Annotated in this window: 22 protein-coding genes and 2 tRNA genes; 18 read left to right on the top strand and 6 right to left on the bottom strand. The window is 34.4% G+C overall.

From position 1 onward, the window contains the following. Positions 1–341 precede the first annotated feature (341 nt). From DNC80_RS03770 to DNC80_RS03760, 3 genes are all read left to right on the top strand, one after another. Positions 342–1,064, top strand: a complete 723-nt coding sequence (locus DNC80_RS03770; RefSeq protein WP_182649348.1) for a murein L,D-transpeptidase catalytic domain family protein — start codon at positions 342–344, stop codon at positions 1,062–1,064. A gap of 251 nt (positions 1,065–1,315) precedes the next feature. Continuing rightward, positions 1,316–1,388, top strand: a tRNA-Gly gene (locus DNC80_RS03765). 43 nt (positions 1,389–1,431) lie between these two features. Next, positions 1,432–1,504, top strand: a tRNA-Gly gene (locus DNC80_RS03760). Positions 1,505–1,668: 164 nt separating this feature from the next. Here the strand turns inward: DNC80_RS03760 and pepE are convergent. Further along, the gene (pepE, locus tag DNC80_RS03755; RefSeq protein ID WP_182649347.1) at positions 1,669–2,376 is read right to left on the bottom strand and encodes a dipeptidase PepE; all 708 of its coding nucleotides are present in this window, start codon (positions 2,374–2,376) and stop codon (positions 1,669–1,671) included. A 179-nt stretch (positions 2,377–2,555) separates the two neighbouring features. Here pepE and DNC80_RS03750 point away from each other — a divergent pair, with 179 nt between their 5' ends. The 9 genes from DNC80_RS03750 (at position 2,556) to DNC80_RS03710 (ending at position 10,128) form a co-directional block, all read left to right on the top strand. Further along, positions 2,556–3,278: a hypothetical protein gene (locus tag DNC80_RS03750; RefSeq protein WP_255493155.1), complete on the top strand. Its 723-nt coding sequence runs from the start codon at positions 2,556–2,558 to the stop codon at positions 3,276–3,278. Then, entirely contained in the window at positions 3,268–3,996 is a 729-nt protein-coding gene (locus tag DNC80_RS03745) for a hypothetical protein (protein ID WP_370628685.1), read from the top strand. The genes DNC80_RS03750 and DNC80_RS03745 overlap by 11 nt, the downstream gene beginning before the upstream one ends. Then, entirely contained in the window at positions 3,983–4,705 is a 723-nt protein-coding gene (locus DNC80_RS03740; RefSeq protein WP_182649343.1) for a hypothetical protein, read from the top strand. The genes DNC80_RS03745 and DNC80_RS03740 overlap by 14 nt, the downstream gene beginning before the upstream one ends. After that, positions 4,692–5,453 carry a carboxypeptidase-like regulatory domain-containing protein gene (locus DNC80_RS03735; RefSeq protein ID WP_182649342.1) on the top strand — a complete coding sequence of 254 codons (762 nt, stop codon included), beginning with the start codon at positions 4,692–4,694 and terminating at the stop codon, positions 5,451–5,453. Before DNC80_RS03740 ends, DNC80_RS03735 begins: the two co-directional genes overlap by 14 nt. Positions 5,454–5,479: 26 nt before the next feature. Next, a complete protein-coding gene (locus DNC80_RS03730; RefSeq protein WP_182649340.1) occupies positions 5,480–6,229 on the top strand; it encodes a hypothetical protein in 750 nt (249 codons plus the stop codon). Then, positions 6,226–6,729, top strand: a complete 504-nt coding sequence (locus DNC80_RS03725; RefSeq protein ID WP_182649339.1) for a DUF6702 family protein — start codon at positions 6,226–6,228, stop codon at positions 6,727–6,729. Before DNC80_RS03730 ends, DNC80_RS03725 begins: the two co-directional genes overlap by 4 nt. A gap of 63 nt (positions 6,730–6,792) precedes the next feature. Next, the gene (locus DNC80_RS03720; protein WP_182649337.1) at positions 6,793–9,036 is read left to right on the top strand and encodes a M1 family metallopeptidase; all 2,244 of its coding nucleotides are present in this window, start codon (positions 6,793–6,795) and stop codon (positions 9,034–9,036) included. A 118-nt stretch (positions 9,037–9,154) separates the two neighbouring features. Then, positions 9,155–9,556, top strand: coding sequence for a twin-arginine translocase TatA/TatE family subunit (locus DNC80_RS03715; protein ID WP_158729564.1), 402 nt, complete (start codon positions 9,155–9,157; stop codon positions 9,554–9,556). Then, entirely contained in the window at positions 9,556–10,128 is a 573-nt protein-coding gene (locus DNC80_RS03710; RefSeq protein ID WP_182649335.1) for a phosphatase PAP2 family protein, read from the top strand. The genes DNC80_RS03715 and DNC80_RS03710 overlap by 1 nt, the downstream gene beginning before the upstream one ends. Positions 10,129–10,270: 142 nt before the next feature. On the opposite strand, the gene DNC80_RS03705 is transcribed toward DNC80_RS03710, so the two are convergent. Continuing rightward, positions 10,271–10,912, bottom strand: a complete 642-nt coding sequence (locus DNC80_RS03705) for an O-methyltransferase (protein WP_182649333.1) — start codon at positions 10,910–10,912, stop codon at positions 10,271–10,273. An 80-nt stretch (positions 10,913–10,992) separates the two neighbouring features. Between DNC80_RS03705 and rlmN the strand changes: the two genes are divergently transcribed. Continuing rightward, on the top strand, positions 10,993–12,036 hold the full coding sequence (rlmN, locus tag DNC80_RS03700; protein ID WP_182649331.1) for a 23S rRNA (adenine(2503)-C(2))-methyltransferase RlmN: 1,044 nt from the start codon (positions 10,993–10,995) through the stop codon (positions 12,034–12,036). 52 nt (positions 12,037–12,088) lie between these two features. Here rlmN and DNC80_RS03695 read toward each other — a convergent pair whose 3' ends face one another. From DNC80_RS03695 to DNC80_RS03685, 3 genes are read right to left on the bottom strand one after another with little or no spacing between them, the layout of a single operon-like run. Beyond that, the gene (locus DNC80_RS03695) at positions 12,089–13,171 is read right to left on the bottom strand and encodes an alkaline phosphatase family protein (protein ID WP_182649330.1); all 1,083 of its coding nucleotides are present in this window, start codon (positions 13,169–13,171) and stop codon (positions 12,089–12,091) included. A gap of 12 nt (positions 13,172–13,183) precedes the next feature. Continuing rightward, the gene (locus DNC80_RS03690) at positions 13,184–14,593 is read right to left on the bottom strand and encodes a SusD/RagB family nutrient-binding outer membrane lipoprotein (protein WP_182649328.1); all 1,410 of its coding nucleotides are present in this window, start codon (positions 14,591–14,593) and stop codon (positions 13,184–13,186) included. Positions 14,594–14,603: 10 nt separating this feature from the next. Then, entirely contained in the window at positions 14,604–17,693 is a 3,090-nt protein-coding gene (locus tag DNC80_RS03685) for a SusC/RagA family TonB-linked outer membrane protein (protein WP_182649327.1), read from the bottom strand. A gap of 195 nt (positions 17,694–17,888) precedes the next feature. Here DNC80_RS03685 and DNC80_RS03680 point away from each other — a divergent pair, with 195 nt between their 5' ends. The 5 genes from DNC80_RS03680 (at position 17,889) to dnaG (ending at position 24,090) form a co-directional block, all read left to right on the top strand. Continuing rightward, entirely contained in the window at positions 17,889–18,866 is a 978-nt protein-coding gene (locus DNC80_RS03680; RefSeq protein WP_182649325.1) for a polyprenyl synthetase family protein, read from the top strand. A gap of 212 nt (positions 18,867–19,078) precedes the next feature. Then, a complete protein-coding gene (locus tag DNC80_RS03675) occupies positions 19,079–19,648 on the top strand; it encodes an RNA polymerase sigma factor (protein WP_182649324.1) in 570 nt (189 codons plus the stop codon). Further along, positions 19,635–20,360, top strand: coding sequence for a hypothetical protein (locus DNC80_RS03670; RefSeq protein WP_182649322.1), 726 nt, complete (start codon positions 19,635–19,637; stop codon positions 20,358–20,360). The genes DNC80_RS03675 and DNC80_RS03670 overlap by 14 nt, the downstream gene beginning before the upstream one ends. A gap of 27 nt (positions 20,361–20,387) precedes the next feature. After that, positions 20,388–21,983: a hypothetical protein gene (locus DNC80_RS03665; protein WP_182649321.1), complete on the top strand. Its 1,596-nt coding sequence runs from the start codon at positions 20,388–20,390 to the stop codon at positions 21,981–21,983. Between the two features lie 130 nt (positions 21,984–22,113). Beyond that, a complete protein-coding gene (gene dnaG, locus DNC80_RS03660) occupies positions 22,114–24,090 on the top strand; it encodes a DNA primase (protein WP_182649319.1) in 1,977 nt (658 codons plus the stop codon). Here the strand turns inward: dnaG and DNC80_RS03655 are convergent. Further along, the gene (locus tag DNC80_RS03655) at positions 24,087–24,716 is read right to left on the bottom strand and encodes a response regulator transcription factor (protein ID WP_182649317.1); all 630 of its coding nucleotides are present in this window, start codon (positions 24,714–24,716) and stop codon (positions 24,087–24,089) included. The two genes, dnaG and DNC80_RS03655, sit on opposite strands and share 4 nt — an antisense overlap. Positions 24,717–24,750 lie beyond the last annotated feature (34 nt).

Here is a 24,750-nt window from a genome sequence, read left to right as displayed (position 1 = left end):
AATGATTGATGTGTAAAACCATTGCTTTTACAGTAATGTTTTCTGTGTAAATCCATAGTTTGTCATAATAGACTTATTTTTTATAGTATTGTTACACTTTATTAAAACAAATAATCATTAAATGTATGATTGCCTCGTGAAACATGGACATTAGGAAGAACTAAAACTTTTAAAACAATACAAATTCAAGTAGGTGTAGAGTAGTGGTAGCGGAGGTATACGCGATTTAAAACATTCATTATCAAGTAATTTTTAAATAAAATTATGTTAAACCCGTTGAATGACATGTTATTATGTGTAATTTTGCGACTCCAAATCAAATTATAATCTAATAGACTCGAATGATTTATACGATGCTACCTACTATTTTATTGCTTTTATTTACTTCATTGACAGAAAAACCACGTTTTGTTGATAAAACCCCAAGCAGTCACAACGTATATGCAAATAATGCTGTACCTACCGAAGAATCAAAAATGGAACAAGTGTACCGAAGATTAAATTCGGATAAATTTTCACTGCCAAAACTGGAAAGTTTCTCTGAGGCTCTTAAAGGATATTATTCTTTAAAGGAGAAAGGGATGATCCAAAAAGAGATTCTTACTATCATTGATTTTAGTTTGTCATCTAATGTTAAAAGACTTTGGGTTATTAATATTGATACAGGTGAAATTTTATTTCATTCACTGGTAGCACATGGTCGCAACACCGGTGAAGAGTATGCTTCTCAATTTTCTAATGCTTCAGAATCGTATAAAAGTAGCTTGGGTTTCTATGCCACGGGCGAAATTTATACCGGAAAACACGGTATGTCACTGCGTTTAGATGGTTTAGAAAAAGGAGTAAATGATAATGCCCGCGCAAGAGGTGTTGTCATGCATGCCGCTGATTACGTATCTGATTCTTTTATAAAAAACAATCAACGCTTAGGCCGTAGCCAAGGATGTCCGGCTGTTCCCGCAGAAATGTCTAAAGAGATCATCACTACGATACAAAATAAATCTTGTTTTTTTATTTATCATCCGTCAAGAGCAACAGTTTTTGGAAATAAAAGCATTTCATAATGCATCTTAATATGGGTAGGAACGCATATTGAGTAGTGTTTTTTATCTTATTAGTACTTAAAACAGGTGTTTTTAAAATATTTTTTATAATTTTTTTTAAAGCTTTCAAGGGTTATAATAAATTCATATTAAATTATTTAGGGTTTTAAATTTGGGTTTATGTAAAGGTTGAACGGTTGATAGCTTTGACTTTTTCTAAAAAAAACTTGCATTAAAGGAAACTTATTAAGTATATTTGCACCGTTGTTAATGCGAAAGTAGCTCAGTTGGTAGAGCTCCAGCCTTCCAAGCTGGTTGTCGCGAGTTCGAGCCTCGTCTTTCGCTCTAAGTTTCAAGTTTTACTTAGAAATTTTTTTACTGTTATAATGCGAAAGTAGCTCAGTTGGTAGAGCTCCAGCCTTCCAAGCTGGTTGTCGCGAGTTCGAGCCTCGTCTTTCGCTCTAAAACCTCAAACTTTTGTTTGGGGTTTTTTTGTTTTAAGGTTGTGCTAGTCCCGAAGCTTCGGGATATCCTGTGAACGAAGAGATACGGGAAGCCTCGTCTTTCGCTTTATAAAGCCGAAACTTTATGTTTCGGCTTTTTTTGTTTCAAAAGTTTCTTTAAATTATTTAATATAACTCAAGTCGGTTTCTGTTTCAAGTTCTGTGGGAGTTTGATTTTGACCAAACAATCTTGCGGTTAAATTGCCTTTCAAAGTTATTTTATCTCCTTTTACTTCTAGCCAGCTGCCTTCTCGCAATCCTAATACGGGAACCGAATTGTATGCGTGGAATTCCTTAATTCTAGTTTCGCGTGTTTCACCCATGTGTGTAGATGTTGTATCTGGATTAAGGTAATGCGGATTTAAATTAAACGGAATCATTCCTAAAGTTTTAAAACTAGGCGGATAAACAATAGGCATGTCATTTGTAGTTTGCATGCTAAGTCCGCATATATTACTGCCTGCACTTGTGCCTAGATACGGGGTTCCTTTCTTAATAGCATCAGCAAGTGGTTGCATGATGTTGTTTTTATACAATTGAGATACCAGTACAAAGGTGTTTCCGCCACCTGTAAAAATTCCAGATGCTTCTTGTATGGCTTGCACGGGATTTTCAAATTCCTCAATTCCATTTACAGTAATATTAATTTTGGCGAAAGCCAATCTAACAATTGCTGTGTATTCCTCGTGAGTAATACCGCCAGGTCTGGCATATGAAATAAAAAGGATACTGTTGCAATCCTTAAAATGTTTGGTTAGGGTAGGCAATAGATACTCTAAGTAACTTTGATGAGCAAGTGTTGAGGTACTTGCAATAATCATATTTTTCATTGTTAAGGTGTTATTTTTTTTATAAAGATATTAAAACCGTCTTTTTTAACTGTGATTTTTAATTAACATTTTTTTACCATCCTATTAGTAATTAATTTGCAAAGCATTACGATACTTTTACAACGAATCAATACTTTTTTTAACGAATGTTTAAAGTGCTGTGCTTGCTTATTGTTTTGATGACTACACAAATGGAGTCGCAAGAGATGTCTAGAATTGCTCTAAAGGGTTCGGTAATGGTGCAAGATGATGTTTTAGAGGGTGTTGATGTTGTGAACAAAAAGACTAAAGAAACCACTCGTACAAATGCTCAAGGAAATTTTTCGATACTTGCAGCGGTTGGAGATACTTTGGTTTTTACAGGATTGCAAATAAAAGATATTTATTTTCCAATATCGGCACAGCAATTTCTTCAAGGATTTATTTCGGTACAAGCAAACTTACGCTCGTATCAATTAAAGGAAGTTGTAGTTCAAAACGGAATCAATGCTAGGGCACTCGGAATTATCCCAAAAGGACAAAAGACGTACACTCCAGCTGAAAGAAAATTATATACTGCAACTGACTTGAATGCTTCTTTTAATGCAGGATCAATGGCTGGTGGTTCAGTCTCGGTGGATCCATTGCTAAACTGGATTTCAGGTAGAACAAAAATGCTGAAAAAGGAGTTGAATGCAGAGAAAAATCAATTTTATATTTTACAAATAGAGAATTTATTTACTCCAGAATATTTTGTTACTAAATTGAAGATTCCGGTTTTGTACGTAAAAGGATTTGAATATTATTGTATTGAAAATGATAGTTTTATAGCTGCTTTAAAGTCAAAAAATGTTGCTTTAGCTGCGTTTTTGATGGGAGATTTAGCATTAAAATATAAAGAAATAATAGCTCGTGAAAATTAAAAATACATTATTGTTAGTGCTGTTTATGATGGTGCAATCAATGTACAGTCAAGATGCAGCTGTAAAAGAAATTAGAGGAAAAATAGCAGCAGATTCTGTTGCTGTAGATCGCATTAATATTGTAAATATAACTACCGAGAAAGCAACAACATCTGATGCAAATGGTTTCTTTACAATTCCTGTAAAGGAAGGTGATATACTTGTTTTTACCGCTGTAAATCTAGAAGGACTCCGAAAAAAAATTGAGAAACAAGATCTTGAGCAAACGCTTTTATTGGTAAAAATGAATCCCAAAAGTATCGTTTTAAGGGAGGTTATTGTCAATGATAATAGTATTTCGGCAGAAAGTTTGCGAATTATTCCTTACGGTCAAAAAAAGTACACTCCCGCGGAGCGAAAGATGTATACGGCAACCTCTGGTGGAGGAATAGATGGGTTACTTAACACCATATCTGGACGCAAGGCTATGCTGAAAAAAGAAATGATTGTGGAGAAAAAGGAACAACTATTGGCCAGGTTTGCCAACTTTTTTGAAGATAAATATTATGTAGAGACCTTGGAAATCCCTCAGGAACATATTTTAGGATTCCAGTATTATTGTGTAGATGATGTTGACTTTGCAGCTGCACTTGCTGCTAAAAATAAATGGAAGGCCATGTTTTTAATATCCAAATTAGCTCAAAATTATAACGAAATCATAGCTCTTGAAACAAAATAATAGTATAGCACTAATAGCAACATTACTGAGTATTTGTACTCAAGGACAGGTTATAAATGAAAAACTCCTAACAGGTAAAATTATAGCAAATGCAAAGCCTGCAGCTGGTGTTCATGTCTTGAATATTGTTAATGAAAAAGAAACGGTAAGTGATAGTTTGGGTGTTTTTAATATTATGGCAAAACCAGACGATCTTTTGGTTTTTACAGCGCCGAATTTAGAAATCCATAGACAAAGCATTGATGAAGAGAATATGCATCAAAAACGTTTAGATATTGAAATGTTCATAAAAGCAATTGAATTGCAAGTGGTTTACGTTAATGCTCATCCAGAAATTAATGCAAGGGCATTAGGTATAATTCCTAAAAATCAAAAAGTAGTAACGCCAGCGCAACGCGGTAGATATTCCCAGCCTAATGGACCACTGCAAGCAATAAAAATAATGATAACTGGTAAAAATCCGGCGCTTGATAATGCTCTTAAAGTAGAACGGAATATAGCAGCATTAAATAGGCTTGATGGGATTTTTCAGGATAAATATTATGTTGAAACCTTAAAAATTGACAAAGATTACATCAAAGGGTTTCAGTATTATTGTATAGAAGATGCAGAGTTTAGTTCGTCTCTAAAAAGCAATAACAAGTGGAAATTAATGTTCAGAATTGTAAAGCTCGCCGAAATTTATAATGAAATGAATGCGTCGCAATAAGTTTAAAATAGTAGTTTGTGTTCTTTTTTTATTCCAAATTGCATTTGGCCAATCTACTGTTGAGAAGGTTTATACTGGAAAAGTAATAGTAAGCAATCAGATTGTAGCAGGTGTAACCATTACCAATAAAAAAACAGGTTTGCAAGTAAGTACAAACCAAGATGGCTTATTTTCTATAACAGTTCATGTCAAAGATACTCTAGTTTTTGACGCCGTTCACTTACAAAAGAAGCAAAAAATAATTACAGAAGCCGATTTAGAAAAAGCAGATTCTGTAATAGAGATGCAACTAAAGAATACGGTATTGAAAGAAGTTGTTGTCAAAGGGAAAAAAATTGATGCTTACACCTTAGGAATAGCGTCAAAAAACACTAAAAAGTTCACTCCTGCAGAACGAAAGTTACAAACAGCGGGAGATTGGAAACCCATCATGCTGTTGGGTCTATTAGGTGGTTCAATGGAATTAGATCCCTTAATTAATAAAATAAACGGTAGAACCAAACGCTTAAAAAAATTGATTGTTCTCGAAAAGAAAGAACTGAATATCAAATGGATTTCCGAGGAGTTTCAAGATGCCTTTTTTACAAATCAATTAGGAATTAAACAGGAATATATCAGTGGGTTTAAATATTATTTAGTTGAAAATGATAACTTTACAAAAACACTGCTCACTCGGGACAAAGATCAAATTATTTTTTGCATGATACCCTTGGCACAAGAATATAAAGATAAATTACAAGGCAACTGAAATAGCAATTTTGAAAAAACAATAATATGAAGCAGCTCTTACTTATTTTTATCCTTTTTGGAAACGTTTTATGGGCTCAAAATAAAGATAGAAAGCCATTGCATGCGCGATTGATCAATGATTTTACCATTGTAGATAATGGGTATGTTTTTAATTTGAATGCCAAGACCAAAACGTTTATCAGCAAGCAGGGTTTCTTTGATATTTTGGCTCAAGCCAAAGATACGTTGCTCATTTCTAGTTTAAATTTTAAGTCGAGAAAAATCATTGTTTCTGAAAATGATTTTTTAAAGCCGCTCGCTTTATTTGATATGGAATCTCAGTTGACGGCCTTAAAAGAAGTTGTGGTCAAAGGAAAGTTAGATCCAAAACCATCTTTGCCTAACACCCAAAAAATAGTTGATATGAAATTCATAAGCGATGAAAAATCAGCTGTAAAGAATAGCGCCATGCCATCGGATAGATCCATTGAAAACGGATTAGATTTTGTACGCGTTTTTAAAATGCTTAAAAAAGCATTCACAAAGAAGAATGTAGATGAATCTAAAAGCAACAATACGGATCAATTTCCAGAAATGGTGTTGTCCCGAATTGATTGCTATTTTTTTTCGCATACTTTAAAACTAGAACCAGCGGAAGTCAATTTATTTTTAGATTATTGTAAAAACGATGCTGCTTCAAGTAAGTATTTAAAGGATACAGATACCTTTTTACTAATGGATTTTTTGGTCAACAAGAACAAAGAATTTAAAAGATTCACTACTTTTGAAAAATGAAAAAAATAATTACAAGAGTTCTTTTTGTAGTACTCATTCTCTCCATGTCATCTTTTGCGGCGCACAAATTTTATGTTGCCCTGTTTCAAGTAAATTATGTTTCTGAGAAAAAAATGATTCAAATCACTGCTCGTATTTTTGTAGACGATTTGAATAATGCCTTGGAAAAAAAGCAAAATAGAAAAGTAAATCTAGGTTCAGAAATGGAGACAGCAGACGATGTCCTGCTTTTAAAAAAATATCTTAATGAAAAGTTTATTGTGAAAGTAGATGGACAAACCAAAGTTATAAATTTTGTGAGCAAAGAGATGGAAGGGGATGTGCTTATTTGTTATTTGAGTATCAAAGAAATCAAAAAAATGAAGGCGCTAGATATATATAATGCAGTATTGACACAAAACAATGCTGAGCAACAAAACATTATGCATTTTAATGTTTTAGGGGTCAAAAACACACTTTTATTTACGACATCAACATCAAAAGGAGTGTTAAAATATTAATTAGTGCTTTTTTAAACAAAAAAAATATTATTTTCACCCATTGAAATAACCAGATTTCCAACTATGAAAAAATTATCCTTATTCTTGCTGCTTCCGGCAATGCTATTTGCTCAAGAGAAAACCGCACCTGTAACTCCTAAGCAAACAGGGAGATATGACAACAACAAATTTAGCCAGATGTACGATGTTTTGGCAACGCCAAACATGTTTCGTACTGCTTCTGGAGCTCCCGGACCTGCTTACTACCAGCAACAAGCGGATTATAAAATTAACATTGAACTAGACGATAAAAAATCACGATTGACAGGTTCAGAAACCGTGACTTATTCCAACAACTCACCAGATACGTTAGAGTATTTATGGGTTCAATTAGATCAAAATCAAGCTGCTAAAAACTCGCAGACACCATTGGCAGATAGCCAAAGAATGGAGCAAGTTTTTCCAGCGGGAAGTTTTGCTACTAAATTTTTAAAAGAGCCAGCAGAACGCGGTTTTAATATTGAACAAGTTAAGGATGCTAAAGGAAATCCTTTATCGTACACGATCAATCAAACTATGATGCGTATTAACTTGGCATCACCATTAAAACCTGGAGAAAAATTTTCTTTTTCTATCAACTGGTGGTACAACATTAATAATTACAGACTAGAAGGCGGTCGTTCTGGATATGAATTGTTTGAAAAAGAGGGCAACAAATTGTATGTAATCGCTCAGTTTTATCCAAGAATGGCGGTGTACAACGATGTTGAAGGATGGCAAAACATGCAGTTTTGGGGCACAGGAGAGTTTACATTGCCATTTGGTAATTTTGATGTAAATATCACAGTTCCTGCTGATCACGTAATGGAAGCAACAGGAGAGTTAACCAATAGAAGCGAAGTCTTTACTGCGGAGCAAGTGAAAAGATACGAATTGGCAACAAAATCATATGATAAGCCAGTGGTTATTGTAACGCAGGCAGAAGCTGAGGCGGCTGAAAAAGGTTTCTCAGACAAAAAGAAAACATGGAAATTCAGTGCTAAAAACGTTAGAGATTTTGGTATTGCAACTTCTAGAAAATTCATTTATGATGCCATGGCGGTGAAACTAAATGATAAAACCGTATTGGCCGTTTCTGTTTATCCTAAAGAGGCCAACCCATTGTGGGGAGAAACTTCAACTAGAACAGTAGCGCATACTTTAAAGAGCTATTCAGCACATACTTTTGATTATCCTTACCCAAAAGCAGTTTCAGTTTCAGCAGAGGATCAAGGGATGGAATACCCAATGATTTGCTGGAATTACGGTCGCCCTGATGAAAAAGGAGTTACTAGTGAGCGTACTAAAAACGGAATGATAGGTGTTGTAATTCATGAAGTGGGACACAACTTTTTCCCAATGATTGTAAACTCAGATGAGCGTCAATGGTCTTGGATGGATGAAGGATTGAATACTTTCATGCAATACATGGCTGAGCAAGAAATGAATGTTAATTTCCCTTCAAGCCGCGGACCAGCAAGTAAAATAGTTCCTTACATGAGTGGTGATCAAAAATTCTTAGAGCCAATCATGTCAAATTCTGAAACCATAGTGCAATTTGGAGCTAATGCCTATGGAAAACCTGCGACAGGATTAAACATTCTTAGAGAAACCATTATGGGTAGAGAATTGTTTGACCATGCGTTTAAGGTTTACGCTAACAGATGGAAATTCAAGCACCCAACTCCTGAGGACTTTTTTAGAACTATGGAAGATGCTTCGGCAGTTGATTTAGACTGGTTTTTCAGAGGATGGTTTTACTCCACTGATTTTGTAGACATTGGTGTAAAAGAGGTAAAACAATATTATGTATCTGAAACGGCAACAAAAGAGTTGAAAGATGCAGTAGTTCGTAGAGGGCGTTTTGGTCAAGAAAAAGGACCATTCGTATACTTAGTTCCTGCTACAAGTGAGGAGTTAAGCGCTAAAGATAAAAAAGCATTGGCTATTAACGAGGTAAGTTTATTATCAGAGTATGTAGAAAAAAACTTTACTGCCGAGGAAAAATCAGCATTAAAAGCACCAAAATATTTTTACGAAGTGGAGTTTAACAAGCCAGGAGGAATGTTAATGCCAATCATTGTGGAGTTAACGTATGAGGATGACTCAAAAGAAACGTTTAAATACCCAGCTCAAATTTGGAGAAAAAACAATGACACTGCTAAGAAAGTGTACGCTACAGACAAAGCGATCAAAAAAATTATTGTAGATCCAAAATTAGAAACGGCTGATATTGATGTAACTAATAATACTTGGCCAAAAGAAGAAGTGAAATCAAAATTTGATTAATTACTTTTAAAATAAAATACCCCCAAAAGCAACTGCTCTTTGGGGGTATTTTTATGAAATAATTAAAAGTCAACCATTCAAAAAGTAATATCTTTGTAATCATAAAAAATATAAAATTATGTTTGGTATAGGAGGAGGTGAATTAATTTTTATCATGTTTATTGTACTTATGCTTTTTGGTTCAGATAAGATACCAGAAATTGCTAGAACCATGGGTAAAGCAATGGCGCAGTTAAAAAATGCTACAAATGATATAAAAAGTGAAATTCAAAAAGGAGCAGAAACAAATGGTTTTGACACCAAATCTATTTCTAACATAACAGGATCGATCAATAGCGAAATTAATAAAGCAAAAGAATCTATCTTGGGCGATACCTCTCCATTTGATTCTATTACATCAGGTGTAACGGATGAAATTACAAAAGTAAAAGATAGTTTACTTGCCGAAACAAAACCTGTTGAAGAGGCAACTTCTTCACTTGAAGATGAAATTACAGGACCTATAAAACGACAAATGTAATGCTAGAAAAACTACGTGCACTTGATGTAGAACTTTTTGTTTACTTGAATAGTCTTGGCAATGAAAACTTTGATTCTACATGGTTGTTTTTGACCAAACAAATCAATTGGCTTCCCTTTTTTTTATTGCTATTATTTTTGGTTTACAAAAAATTAGGAACAAAACAAACCCTCTATTTACTGCTATTTGTAGCACTATTAATTGCCTTTACAGATCAAACTACAAACGCTTTCAAAAATGGTTTTCAGCGTTTACGCCCTTGTAACAATCCTGATATTAATACGTTTATCAGGGTGGTTCAATCGAGGAGTTCGTATAGCTTTTTTTCAGGGCATGCCGCAAATTCTATGGCTGTTGCTAGCTTTTTATACTTTGTATTCAAAAGTAGAATCAAGTATCTTGGATTCTTGTTTCTTTGGCCTTTGGTTTTCGCGTACAGTAGGATTTATCTAGGCTTGCATTATCCATTAGACATACTCACGGGCTATTTCTTCGGCTTTGTTTTTGGGTATCTAATGCACCTTTTATACAAAAAAGCACAAAAGAAATATTTCCCTCAGGAGCTTTCATAACTCTTTTTATTTAGGAGCTATTTCCTGCTATCCGCTGTATTCCCGATCTAAAAAACTACGGCAAAAAGAGCCTTGTTTTTTAAGATCGGGAGATGCCGCTTCTATCAGGGCTAGGGCAGTTGTTTTCAGCAGAATTTTTAAACTAAAGAACTCTGCTTACCGTTAAACCATCACGAATAGGCAGTAAAACGGTCTCTACTCTTGGATCCGTTGCTAATAAACGATTGTATTCTAGTAATATTTTCGTACTCAAATCTTTAGGATTTAGTGGTTCCAAAACTTTCCCGCTCCATAAAACATTATCAGATAGTATAATCCCTCCTTTATTCATTTTGGGTAAGATCAATTCAAAGTAGTTCAAGTAGTTTTCTTTATCAGCATCAATAAAAACCAAATCAAACTTTAAGTCAATCGTTGGGATGATGTCAACCGCTTCGCCAAGATGTTGAACAATTTGCGCACACCAAGGAGATTTGTCAAAATGCTTGCGTTGAAAATCAACCAATTCTTCTTTGATGTCAATTGTGTGCAATTGTCCGTTTTCTTGCATGCCTTCACACAGACACAACGCTGAATAACCTGTATACGTGCCAATTTCCAGAATATTCAGAGGGCGAATCAATTTTGACAACATGCTCAAAACCCTGCCTTGAAAATGCCCGCTCAACATTCGCGGAAGCAAAATCTTTTGGTAGGTTTCCTTGTTTAAAGCTGCTAGTAAAGCTGGCTCTTTTTCAGAATGTTGCTCAATGTAATCTTCTAATTCTGGAGAAATGAAATGCATTATTTTAAATTTTTCACAAAATTACAAATAACCAAATTCACAAATAACGAAAACCTCAAAATACTTATTAACTTTGCAGCATGGAAATCGAAAAAAAAGATATAAGATCCCTTTCAAAAGAACAATTGCGTGATTTTTTTGTTGCCAATAATGACAAAGCCTTTAGAGGAAATCAGGTATATGAATGGTTGTGGAGCAAAGGAGCTCACAGTTTTGAGGACATGACCAATGTTTCGAAACAAACTAGGACTATGCTGGAAACGCATTTTGTAATCAATCACATCAAAGTAGATACCATGCAACGTAGTGAAGATGGAACCGTAAAAAATGCGGTTCGGTTACACGATGGTTTAGTAGTAGAGTCGGTTTTGATACCTACAAATACACGAACTACCGCTTGTGTTTCTAGTCAAGTTGGGTGTAGTTTGGATTGTAACTTTTGCGCTACAGCGCGATTAAAAAGAATGCGAAATCTAGAACCTGCTGAAATCTATGATCAGGTAATTGCTATTGATAAAGAAAGCCGTTTGTATTACAATCATCCGTTATCGAATATTGTTTTCATGGGAATGGGCGAACCATTGATGAATTACAACAATGTTTTGAAGGCCATTGAAATGATTACTTCCACTGAAGGATTAGGGATGTCTCCAAAAAGAATTATGGTTTCCACTTCTGGAGTTCCTAAAATGATTAAAAAACTAGCCGATGACGATGTAAAATTCAAACTAGCTGTGTCATTACACTCGGCAATAGATGAAGTTCGTGCGCGAATTATGCCTTTTAGTGCTAATTTTCCTTTGGCTGAATTACGGGAATCATTAGAATATTGGTACCGAAAAACAAAATCAAAAATCTCCTATGAATATGTAGTTTGGAAAGGCATCAACGACACTAAAGAAGCGGTTGATGCTCTAGTCAAATTTTGCAAATATGTTCCTTGTAAAGTGAATCTCATCGAATACAACCCAATCGATGATGGAGAATTCCAGCAAGCATCTGAAGAATCTATAAATGCCTATATAAAAGCACTTGAAGCAACCGGAATTGTGGTTAAAGTGCGCAGAAGTAGAGGTAAGGATATTGATGCTGCTTGCGGACAACTGGCCAATAAAGAAGCATAAAAAAAGCTGTCCGAAAAGTACTTTTGGACAGCTTTTTTTTTAAATATTATTTTTATTTTAGTACTGAAGGGATTTCTTTCGCAATGGGATGATTGGCTTCAAATGTATATCCCATAATCTTAGCTATGGTTTGCGCAAATTGATCTTGATACAATTGATTTTCCTCTTTCATTTCCCCTTTTGCTTCAATTTTTGGTCCCATAGCAGCAAACCAAATTTCTGAAGCGTCTTTTATTTGTGGTCCATGACTCGTCCATTCTGCTTTTGTGAGATCGCCTCTGCCATGATCTGTTGTAAATACTAAAGCCGTTTTGTCTTTGTATTGAGGATCGTTTTGTACAAAGTCCCAAATCTCTTTGATCCAAGCATCCACTTGATGTGCTGCATCTAAATAGGAACGATAAAATCCAGCATGAGCCCACTCATCCGTTTCGCCATAAGAGATGTATAATACTTTTGGTTTGTTTGTTTTCAATTCTTCAAGAGCGCCATAATGTGTAAATACATCCAGACATTCTTCCTCGTGAAAAGGTTTAAATGAATCTGCTAGCATAGCATTAATTAATTTTTGTCTCTCTGTAGGTGATTTTCCTCCTACCTTGTCAAAAGCAGATACCACTGGAAAGCCTGCTCTTTTTTCATTTAGGATATTATCAAAAGCATCCCAAGCCCCAAAAGCAGCAACTTTACCTTTTATCTTAGCTTGTTTGCTTAAGAATTCTAAAATAGTAACATTTGGATTTGCAGGATACTTATTTGAATTGATTAAAGTATCAGCGTAGCCTGTCATGATTTCGTTATAACCAGGATAACTAAACCAATAGGGATTGGCATTATTTACCTTGTTACCAAGGGTTCTGTTGCCATAAATCTGTCCTTTTTTAGCCAGAACAGACCACATAAAAGGCATTAATTTTTCTCTTCGTTCGTTTATATTTTCAGCCCAATATTTTTTATAAATATAAGCACTGTCGTTCTGATTGAATTTTTTGTCCTTAGCTAGACTTTCGTCCATTCCCTTGAAAGCCTCTTGCCATCTAAATCCATCAGTGGTGATGATAATGATGTTCTCTGCTTTTTGGGCTTGGGAATTCACCGCAACAAAAAGGATCAGAATTAATAATATTTTTTTCATTTTCATTTTTTATTAAAAATTATCCCACCATACTTTCGCGTTAATATTGTCGCTTCCTCCTATTTTTTGTATCGCCTCGCTGTAATTTTCTTTGTTTACAGATTGCTCTAAACTTGGATATAAGATTCTTCTTGGTACTTTGCCATTGTTTTTAGCTCCAGGACCTGCTTGTATAAAACTTGGTTTTCCAGTTCTTTTCCAATCCAACCATGATTCTATTCCAGTGTGGTATAAAGCTAACCATTTTTGGGTGTATAGCACTTCATTTGTAGCGTTATATGGTGCTGTAACCGTCAAGTAATTATTTGGCATCGTTACATTCCATTGCCCGAAAGAAGCTGTTACTGCGGTATCATAGTACATTTTGGCTGATCCAGTTGTAATAAGATTGCGTTGGCTCGCTTCAGCCAGCAAGAAGTTCAATTCACTATAGGTCATGAATAGAGAAGATATTTTTGTTTTCCCATAAAAATAATCTTCTGCTCTTCTAGAATATTTTGTTGGTTCCCCAATTTGATCTAACGGTAATCCTGGTTTTAATCCTAAATGATTTGTTTTTCCTGCAATAGGATCAATCCATTCGTCTAATCTAGGGTCATTATTCGCAATTAATGTATTCACTAAATTTGTGGAAGGAATCACAATATTGTAACCGTACAATCTGTTCACTCCATCACTCATAGGTGAAATATTAGGATAGCTTCCTGAGTAAACATAATTTGCATTGTCAATATTCGATTGGAATAAAGGATATAGTGCTGGTTTAGTAACAATCTCATTTAATTTAGCGCTAACATTGACCTTGTTAGAAATTCGCACCAAGAGACGAACATGTAGAGAGTTACAGAATTTTTTCCATTTTAACATGTCTCCACCATATAATAAGTCTCCTTCAACTTTTGATTTAACATTTATCAAAGCGTTTGCATTGTCTAAATTTAAAAGCAGTTGTTTATAGATAGCTTCTTGAGAATCATACTTAGGTTTTAATATTCCAGACTCTCCTTTTGAAGCTTCAGAATAGGGTGCGTAACCATAGGTGTCTGTAATAAGACTCATCGTATATGTTTCAAGAACAAGACTAATGGCTTCGTAATTTTTGTCATTTAATGCGATGGCTTGTTTTTTAATATCGTAGATATCATTGAGCCATTTGTACAATCCCCAGAAACGGTTGTCAGCTCCCCAATCATAAACGTCTAGTTGGTTGTACTCATAGAAACCACCATATTGAGCGACGATGTCTCCAAAGTCGTAGGAGTTGGTCACGTTACTATTGGCCAAGTTAAAAATAACGTTGGGAAGCATCTGCTTAGGTTGTGAAGCAGTAGGTTGATTTTTATTAGTGTTGATTTCTTCAAACCCATCGGTGCAAGAAATACTAAGAGTTAATAGTACTATAAAGGCTAAGATTTTTTTCATGATAATTTTTTTAGAATGAAGCATTTAATTTGATTCCATAATTTCTGGATGATGGGAGTTGCAATACTTCGAATCCAGGTAGTAATGTACCGCCACTTATTGCTTGAGTTTCTGGGTCAATGTTTGGAACTTTTGTCCAAAGGGCTAGATTGTTTCCAACTAATCCAATACTTAAGTTTTGCATTTTTACCGCTTTGGTCCATTTGTCAGATAGTTTGTAATTCAAGCTTACCTCTCTAAGTTTTACATAAGAAGCGTCAAATGAATTGGCCTCAATGTTATCTCTACGATAAGCATTGTAGTAATACCAGTTTTCTGCACTCACAGAAGTTGTGTTTGGTCTGTATGATCCGTCTGTATTTTGAACAACACCTTTACCTATAATTCCTGTTTCTCTTCCTGGTAATGAAACGGCAAGGATGCCACTTTCCATCCCAATTGAATTGGTCATTGAATATATTTTACCACCGTGGCGTACATCTAATAATGCATTAAGATTGAAGTTTTTGTATTTAAGATTGGTGCTAAGGCCCAACATCCAATCTGGATTGTAGTTTCCTATTTTTTTGATTTTCGTATCTAAAATTGGAGAACCATTAGTATCGAAAACAATTTGATTGTCAGGACTTCTTAAATAACCACGCCCGTACATGTCTCCCATTCGTTCGCCTACACGTGCTTCAATCGTACCACCATTAGGTCCTTGAGCAATGATGTAATTATCAATACCGGGAGTCAATTCTTTTACGGTACCTCGGTTTTGAGTAAAATTAGCATTAAGTGACCATTCAAAATTTTCTGTTCGAACAGGAGTAATTCCTAATCCTATCTCGATTCCTTTGTTTTGTATTTTTCCTGCGTTGATTACATTCGAATTAAATCCTGAGGCTTGTGACACATCTAAACCTACGATTTGATTTTTAGAATCGGTGATGTAATAACTAGCATCTAGCGTAATTCTTTTTTTGAAAAACTGAGCTTCAACACCTACTTCATATGATGTAGCAATTTCAGGCTTCAAATTACTATTTAAAATAGTGCTAGGATTAGTCAATGTTCCCGCTAAAGTTCCATTGTTGTATGTTTTAACTAATTTATAAGGATCAGTGTCGTTCCCTACAGAAGCTGCGTTTACTCTCAGTTTTAAGAAATCAATATTCTCATTCATTTCAAATAATGAAGTTGGAATAAAGCTTAATGAAGCAGAAGGATAGAAGTAAGAATTATTGTCTGCTGGAAGAGTAGAAGACCAGTCATTTCTTGCTGTTAGATCTAGATATAGGAAATCTTTGTATCCAATATTTGCAAAACTATACATGCTGTTGATGCGTTTTTTAAAAATATCTCTTGATGAAATAGGCATAACATTAATGTTTTGCAAATTGTAAATTCCAGGAATACTGATTCCTTGTCCTTCAATTTTACTTTCAGATGTGTATTGATTCATGCTGTTTGCTCCGTAGGATAATTTAACCGAAAAATCCCCAAAATTATGATCGTAGCTCAGCAACATATCGGCATTGTATTCTGTAAAACCAATCGTTTGTTCGCGGTACATTCCTGAAACATATCTTGAAGATCCAATTGGTCGTCTTGACCATCTAAAATCATTAGAATTGTCCATTCCTATTCTAGCCATAAACGAAAAGTTTTCATCAATTTCATAAGTGGAAGAAATGTTCCCAAAAAGACGCCCTTTTTTAAATGCATTAATGTTTTCGTACGCAATTTTGAATGGATTGTCTCCCCAACCAAACATGCTGTTTTGCCTCACATCTTTAACAATCCAGTAATCTTTAAGCCAATCTAAGTCAACATTGGTATGATTCCAAAGTAAATTGTACATAATCCCTTGACTTCCGTAACCGGTTACTGGAGTATTATCACTAGCACTTTTTGTGTAAGTAGCTACTGTGCTAATTTTCCATTTGTCTGAAATAGAGCAATTAAGGTTGAGATTTATGTTTTCTCTTTTTAAATTAGAATTAGGTACGATATCCTCGCTGGAAGTTTTTCCATAGCTTAGCCTGAAATTAGTTTTTTCATCTGAACCAGAAATCGATACTGAGTTTGAAATCGAGTTTCCTTTTCTAAAAAAGTCATTTAAGTTGTATCTGAATTCAAATGGTAAAACTTGTCCTTGTCCTATTGAATATCCTGGACTTCCATTCTGTAATAAAGATACTCCTGAGTCAAAACGTGGACCTAAGTTTGTATCTGCTCCAGGATCGTATACTTGTTTTGATCCCGCACCATAAACACCTTGAATTTCAGGTAAGCGCAATGCTTCGCTTGTCATGAAAGAAGAAGCGATTGAAACACCAAATCCTTTGCCTTTTTTGCCAGATTTAGTAGTAATAACAATAACACCATTTGCTGCTCTAGAGCCATAAAGTGCTGATGCGGCTGCACCTTTTAGTACGTTTACGCTTTCAATGTTTTCTTGATTAATTTCAGAAGCACCATTGCCATAATCAGTTGGTAGGTTAGTCTGAGTAGTGGGACCGCCTCCTATACCATATACATTATTATTGATTGGAATACCATCAACTATAAACAAAGGTCCGTTATTATTGATGTTCAAAGATTTGTCTCCACGGATAGTAATTCTTGAAGAACTTGTGATTCCGTTTCCAGAGCCAGTAATTTGTACTCCTGATATTTTACCTGTTAAGTTAGATACAAAATTTGCCGAGTTTACTTTATTGATATCCTCTGATTTCAATTCTTGGGAAGCATATCCTAAAGCACGTTTATCTCTTTTAATTCCTAAAGCAGTTACAACAACTTCTCCAAGTGATATAGAATCTTCTTGCAATGTAACATTCATATTTTGTTGGTAGGTCACCACAACCTCTTTAGTAATAAAGCCCATGTAGCTAAAAACTAATGTCTTGCCTAGTTCGGTATTAATAGTGTAGTTTCCATTTTCATTTGCGGTGGCTGCAGTTTTAGTTCCTTTAACTAAAACAGTTGCCCCAGTAAGCGGGAATCCGGATGAATCGGTTACTTTTCCTGATATTGCATTAGTTTGCGCAGTAGTTATATGTGCGCAAAATAGAAGTAAAAGAAAGAGCAGATTTTTTCTTAAAATTTTCATTGGTTTGTTGTTTTATTTTGTTTTGCAAACTTAGAAGGGAGGAATCGTCAAGAGATTAAGGTAACTTTAACAAAAACCGTAATAGGATTAAGGATAGGTTAGCAATGTTAGGAGTACGTTTTTTTTAGAATTGGAATACTAAAATTAGTTTTTAGCGTATTTATATTTACTAAAAGACGTAACTTTGATTTCTTAATGAATGTCACCTCTCAAATAAAACAGCCCATCTTAAAAGAAATGGAACTTTTTGAAAAAAAGTTCTATGAATCTATGACTTCGCAAGTGGCTTTACTTAATAGAATTACCTATTATATAGTAAACCGCAAGGGGAAACAAATGCGTCCTATGTTTGTTTTTTTAACAGCAAAAATGGTTGCTAATGGTCTTGTAAATGAGCGTACGTATCGTGGTGCTTGTGTGATAGAGCTTATACATACTGCTACACTGGTTCACGATGATGTAGTAGATGATAGTAATCGCCGAAGAGGTTTTTTCTCGTTGAATGCGCTTTGGAAAAATAAAATTGCAGTACTTGTGGGTGATTATTTGTTATCTAAGGGTTTATTGCTTTCTATAGATAACAGCGATTTTGATTTGCTTAGAATCATTTCTGTTGCAGTACGAGAAATGAGTGAGGGTGAGTTACTTCAAATTGAAAAAGCACGTAGACTCGACATTACCGAAGATATTTATTACGAAATCATTCGAAAAAAAACAGCTACTCTTATAGCTGCTTGTTGTGCTCTTGGAGCAAAATCTGTTATTGAAGATGAGGTCCAAGTCGAAAAAATGCGAAAGTTTGGAGAACTGATAGGTATGGCTTTTCAAATCAAAGATGATTTATTTGATTACACCGATGAAGCCATTGGTAAACCAACCGGAATTGATATCAAAGAGCAAAAAATGACTTTGCCTCTTATTCATGTTTTAAATACCTGTACCCCAAAAGAGAAAAGCTGGCTTATCAATTCGATAAAAAACCACAACAAAGACAAAAAACGCGTTAAAGAGGTTATTGCATTTGTGAAAAATAACAATGGTTTGGTTTATGCCGAAGCAAAAATGGTTGCTTTTCAACATGAAGCACTTTTATTACTTCAAGATTTCCCTGAATCCGATTATAAAAGCGCCCTAATTTTAATGGTCAACTACGTTATTGAAAGAAAGAAATAATTTTTTTTAAAATATTTTATCTTCTGAACGCCTTATTTTACTAGTTTTTTTGATTTACAAAGTTCAAAATCAAAAAAAAATCAGATGTCATGCAACCTTTTTATATCGAAAAGCGTCTATGTAAATAGAGATGAGGTTCAATATCAAGATTTAATTGCATCAGCACTAAAATGTATTGACATTGATATTGATTTTTGTCATTGAAACTATTTATGAAAGTAATCAACTTACATCACGAGGAAAAGGAATTAATTCGGTTGGCTGTCGAAAATAATCGACAAGCGCAACAGCAAATTTATACCCAGTTTTCTCCTAAAATGCTAAGTGTTTGCCGTCAATACATAAAAGATATGCATCAGGCCGAAGACGTCATGATTACTGCTTTTATGAAGGTCTTTGCCAATCTTAAAAATTACGAAAACAAAGGAAGTTTTGAAGGCTGGATCAGGAGGATTATGGTTAATGAATGCATTTCTTTTATCAGAGTAAATAAAAAAATTAAATACATCGAAGATGATTTCGTAATCGGTCGCGATGAGGAAAGTTTTAATGCTATTGAAAGTCAATTATCTGTAGACTACATTCAATCCTTAATAGATAATTTACCAGATGGCTATAAAATGGTTTTCAATTTATTTGCGATAGAAGGATTTAAACACCATGAAATTGCAACCCTATTAGGTATTAATGAAGGAACATCAAAGTCGCAATTATCGCATGCTAGAAAAATGCTGCAAGTACAAATTAGTACAATAAAAAATTATGAGTATGGAACCGAATAAATTTGAAATACAAATAAAAGAGCAGTTGAATGCTAGAGAAATTAAACCTTCGGCCATGGCTTGGGATAAACTCGACACAATGCTTTCTGAGACAGAAAAACAAAAAACTAAATTCCCATGGTTGTATGTGGCGGCAAGTTTTGTTGGTTTTCTACTTATTGGAACCCTATTTCTTGATCAAAAAGAAAGTGTGAATGTAAATCAAGACAATGGAGTTGTATTTCAAGATTCAAAAAATCAAGAAAACAACTTTACTAAAGCTGATACGTTACAGAATACAAATACACTGTCAAATGCTTTAAAACCTAACGTTCAAAAAGGCATTGTTACTCCTCAATACCAAGCTTCAACGCAGCAAAAATCATTGAAATTAGAAAAGAATGAACTGGCTGCAGCCCAAATTAAGAATTCTAAAAATGATAGTTTAACCATTTTAGTAGAAAATAATAATCTAAAAAAGGGTACTAAAAACAGGTATGTTTCAGCATCTGGATTGTTAGCAGAAGTGAGTAATACACAACTGGAGTCATCAACTAGTTTGCAAGTCAATCAAAAACCGATAAAAAGCACCACGGTTAATCCTCAAAATTTATTGTCGGATGTAGAAACAGAGATGAATCAAACCTTTAGAGAGTCGGCCATAAGCAAGTTTAATAAAAATTACAACGCCATAAAAACAGTTTTGGCTAATAGAAATTACGAAAAAGAATAATCAATCATCAATCAAAAATCGAACATTATGCAAAAAATTATTTTAATCACAGTACTACTGTTATCTGCCTTTTTAACAAAAGTTAATGCGCAAGAAAACGGAACTTATAAAAATATTTTGGACTGGACATATTGGCAACCGGTGTCACCAAATTATGAAATGAGTCTTGAAAAGAACTCCGAATTTAAAGAAGAAAATATCTTAACCATTAAATCGGTTAAAAGTAAAATCAATGGTTTTGGTACAATCATGAAATCAATTAAGCCAGACTTGTATTTAGGAAAAACAGTAAAAATGTCGGGATATGTTAAATGTGATAATATTAAATCTTGGGCTGGTTTATGGATGCGTGTCGATTACTATAATGTGGCTGTTTTAGCTTTTGATAACATGCGAAAAAATCCCATAAAAGGCACAAAAGATTGGGCTAAATATGAAATTGTGTTGCATGTGCCAGCAGATGCGACTTCTATTTCCTACGGAGTTTTATTAGATGATACAGGTCAGATGTGGTTTAAAGACATTGCATTGGAAATAGTTGATGATACTACACCTGAAACGGGACTTACTAAGGGAAGAGACCACCAATCAATTCCATTTGAGACCAGAGCTAAAGCCATTGGTAACGAAATTAAATCAATAATAAGTTCAGAAAAAAATGCCTTAAAAAAAGAGATCGAACAAATTGATAAAGATCTCGATAATAAAGTAATTACGAAGGAACAAGCGGATGATTTAAAGTTAAAGAAAGCAGCCGTTCACGCCGCAAATATTGATTCTAAAGTTAGTGTTCAAGAAGAGAAACTCAACCAGTTGGTACAAGATAAAGTGGATGGAAAAGTGCAAGACGCTAAAGACACTAGAAGTGGTGGCAGAATGGTTATTTTTGGAACAAATTCTGAAGAGCTTGGACCAAATCAAACCGAATTTAATATTTCCTCTTTAAAAGTGTACAACGGACAAGAGGATAAGGATGAACGCCAATCCAAAAGAACAACGTCACAATTTGTTTTTGCTGCAGGATTGAACAATGTCATTACCGATGGTGAAGTTAAAAAATCAGATTTCAGGTATTTAGGATCTCATTTTTATGAAATTGGCGTTTCTTATAATTCTAGACTTTTAAACAATTCTAACCTATTGCATGCCAAGTACGGTTTGTCAGTGATGTACAATAACCTCCGCCCTACAGATAATCGTAGTTTTGAGGTGAATGGCAATCAAACTAATTTGACGGTGAATCCTATTGAATTAAAAGATTCTAGATTTAGAAATGTAAGCTTGGTATTTCCGTTACATTTAGAATTTGATTTTACAAAGCCAGAGGTTAAGAACGACAAAACCTATTTTAAATCTCATCAAAGTGTTAGAGTAGGACTAGGCGGTTACGCAGGGGTAAACTTAAAAACAAAACAAATTTTACAATATGAAAATTCAGATTTAAAATCAACCGAAAAAACAAAAGGTGATTTTAACACAGGTGATTTTGTCTATGGATTGAGCACTTATGTAGGATATAAAGCTACAAGTTTATACTTGAAATACGATTTAACCCCATTGTTTAAAGACAATGCTGTCAAGCAAAACAACGTTTCACTAGGTTTGCGTTTTGATTTTAATTAATTGCTGATGGTATTTTAGCAGCATAAAACAGCACTTTGTAAAGAAGTGCTTTTTTGTTTTTTAGATTGTGAATTATCCAATTTGATTTGTGTAATTTTACATTTTTCAATCCCTAAATATTTTATTCAACTTGATTTCAAAAGCTACAATTGATACTGTTTATGAAACTGCTCGTGTAGAGGAGGTTATTGGTGAATTTGTTCATTTAAAAAGAGCAGGAAGTAATTATAAGGGTTTAAGTCCTTTCTCTGAAGAGCGTTCACCATCATTTATGGTTTCTCCGGCTAAAGGAATCTGGAAGGATTTTAGTTCTGGAAAAGGCGGAAATGCTGTTGCTTTCTTGATGGAGCACTCTCATTTTACGTATCCAGAAGCGATTAGATACCTAGCCAAAAAATACAATATTGAAATTGAAGAAACAGAGCAAACGGATCAAGAAAAAGCACTCACAGATACTCGTGAAAGCATGTATTTGGTCTCGGAATTTGCCAAAACGTATTTCCACAATACACTTTTAAATTCCGAAGAGGGAAAAGCCATAGGCTACTCTTACTTTAAGGAAAGAGGTTTTACAAATGAAACCATCAAAAAATTCAGCCTAGGATATTCACCTGAAAGTTGGGATGCGTTTACAAAAGAAGCTCTTGGCAAAGGGTATAAATTAGAATTTCTGGAAAGTACAGGACTTACAATTCCCAAAGAGGACAGACCTTTTGATCGCTTCAAGGGGCGTGTGATGTTCCCTATTGAGAGCATGTCGGGTAGAGTCTTAGGTTTTGGAGGTCGTATCTTAACCAATGATAAAAAAGCAGCAAAATACCTAAACTCTCCTGAAAGTGAAATTTACCACAAAAGTAAAGTGCTGTATGGTATTTTTCAAGCCAAACAAGCCATAGCAAAATTAAACAATTGCTACCTTGTTGAAGGATATACGGATGTGATACAATTCAATCAATCAGGTATTGAGAATGTGGTAGCGTCATCTGGAACTGCCTTGACGCCAGATCAAATTAGACTGATAAATAGATTGACAAAAAACATTACCGTTTTATTTGATGGTGATGCAGCAGGATTGCGCGCCTCTGTGCGTGGGATTGATTTGATACTTGAAGAAGGTATGAATGTCAAAGTATGTACTTTTCCCGATGGGGAAGATCCAGATAGTTTTGCTAAAAAAACGTCGTACGATGATTTAGTCTATTATCTTGAAAATAATTCTAAAGATTTCATTCAGTTCAAAGCATCGCTCTTAATGAATGAAGCTAAAAACGATCCGGTAAAAAAGGCCGACCTGATTCGAGATATGGTAGGGAGTATATCTAAAATTCCAGATCGAATTCAACGCGAAATTTATATTCAGGAATGTTCCCGAATTATGGATATTTCAGAGCAAGTATTACAAAGTACTCTGGCGCAATTATCTCAAAAAGAAGTTGCCGAGGTTGGAAAAAAACAAAAACAAGAGCAACAAGCTTTTGAAATTGTTAAAAACGAAAATCCTATAGCTGTCGCTAAAGTTGATGTATTAAATAGATTGGAACGTAAAATAATTGAAATTTTACTGTTGTATGGCAATCTAGAAGAAGAATTTGAAGATGTTTTTTTGCGTACAAATGCAGAAGGAGAAATTGAAACTGTTTCAGAAAAAAGAAATTATAAGGTTTACCAACGTATTTATCTCAGTTTGCAAGAGGATGAGGTGCAACTTGCTAATCCATTATTTAGAGCAATTTACAATGATCTTATAGCGTTTTATAATGAGAATGAATCCTTTAGTATGGAACAGTATTTAATGCGCTTGGATGTTGACTTTGCCCAAGAAGTAACAGATATTTTAATGGAAGATGAGCAACTCGTTCTTCATGATTGGGTAGGTCAAAATATTTTTCCAAAAACTAAAAATGAAACAATAGGTCAAGAGGTTTCAGAGACTATTTTAACGCTTCGTTGGTATCTTGTAGGAAGTATTATTGAAGAATTAAAAAGCTCTATATCATCTGAACCAAATTCAGATAATACAGAGCCTTTATCATTAGTTATGGATTATAATATTTTAATCCATTCTTTTTCAAAAAAATTAGGTAGAGTAATGTCAAGATATTACTAAACGATTTCTAATTTTTTTGCTTTGTCTACTAGATCAACCAGATTGGTAACATTTAGTTTAGTTAATAAACGTAATTTGTAAGTACTGATTGTTTTTTCATTTAGGTTTAAGATATCAGCAATTTCGTGATTCTTTTTCCCTCCACTCAAGTAGCGTAATACTTCTACCTCACGGTTTGAAAGTTTGCGATACAAACGCTCACTTTTACTTTGTTTTGCAATCAAGGCTAAGTTTTTCTTCACGGTTTCATTCATGATGATCTTACCTTGCGATACTTTTACAATAGCAATTCCTAGTGTTTCTAACTTTTCGGATTTGTGCACAAAGCCAGATGCTCCGGCTTTAATGGCATTTGGTGCATAAATCTGTTCAGATAGGCCACTGTATAAAATCACTTTTGTTTTTGGGAAATCTTTCAAGATTGTTTTGATCTCGAAGATACTTGAAAGTCCTTCCAAGTCTAAATCCAGTACTAGTACATCAATGTCTTTCGTTTGAAGTATATCTCGTACCATCAAGAAATTGCCCACATTGGCTACAATAGAGATGTCAGCATTATCTTTAAAGTAAGATTTTACTCCAAAATGCACAACAGGATAATTATCGGCTATACATACTTTAATCATAATTTTAAATTTTTTTGAATTGTTTGTTATTGGA

Origin of the sequence: Flavobacterium sp. SOK18b (assembly GCF_014156605.1) — a bacterium.
In the GTDB taxonomy this organism is placed as follows: Bacteria; Bacteroidota; Bacteroidia; order Flavobacteriales; family Flavobacteriaceae; genus Flavobacterium; species Flavobacterium tiangeerense.
This window is presented reverse-complemented; position numbering and strand designations above follow the sequence as displayed.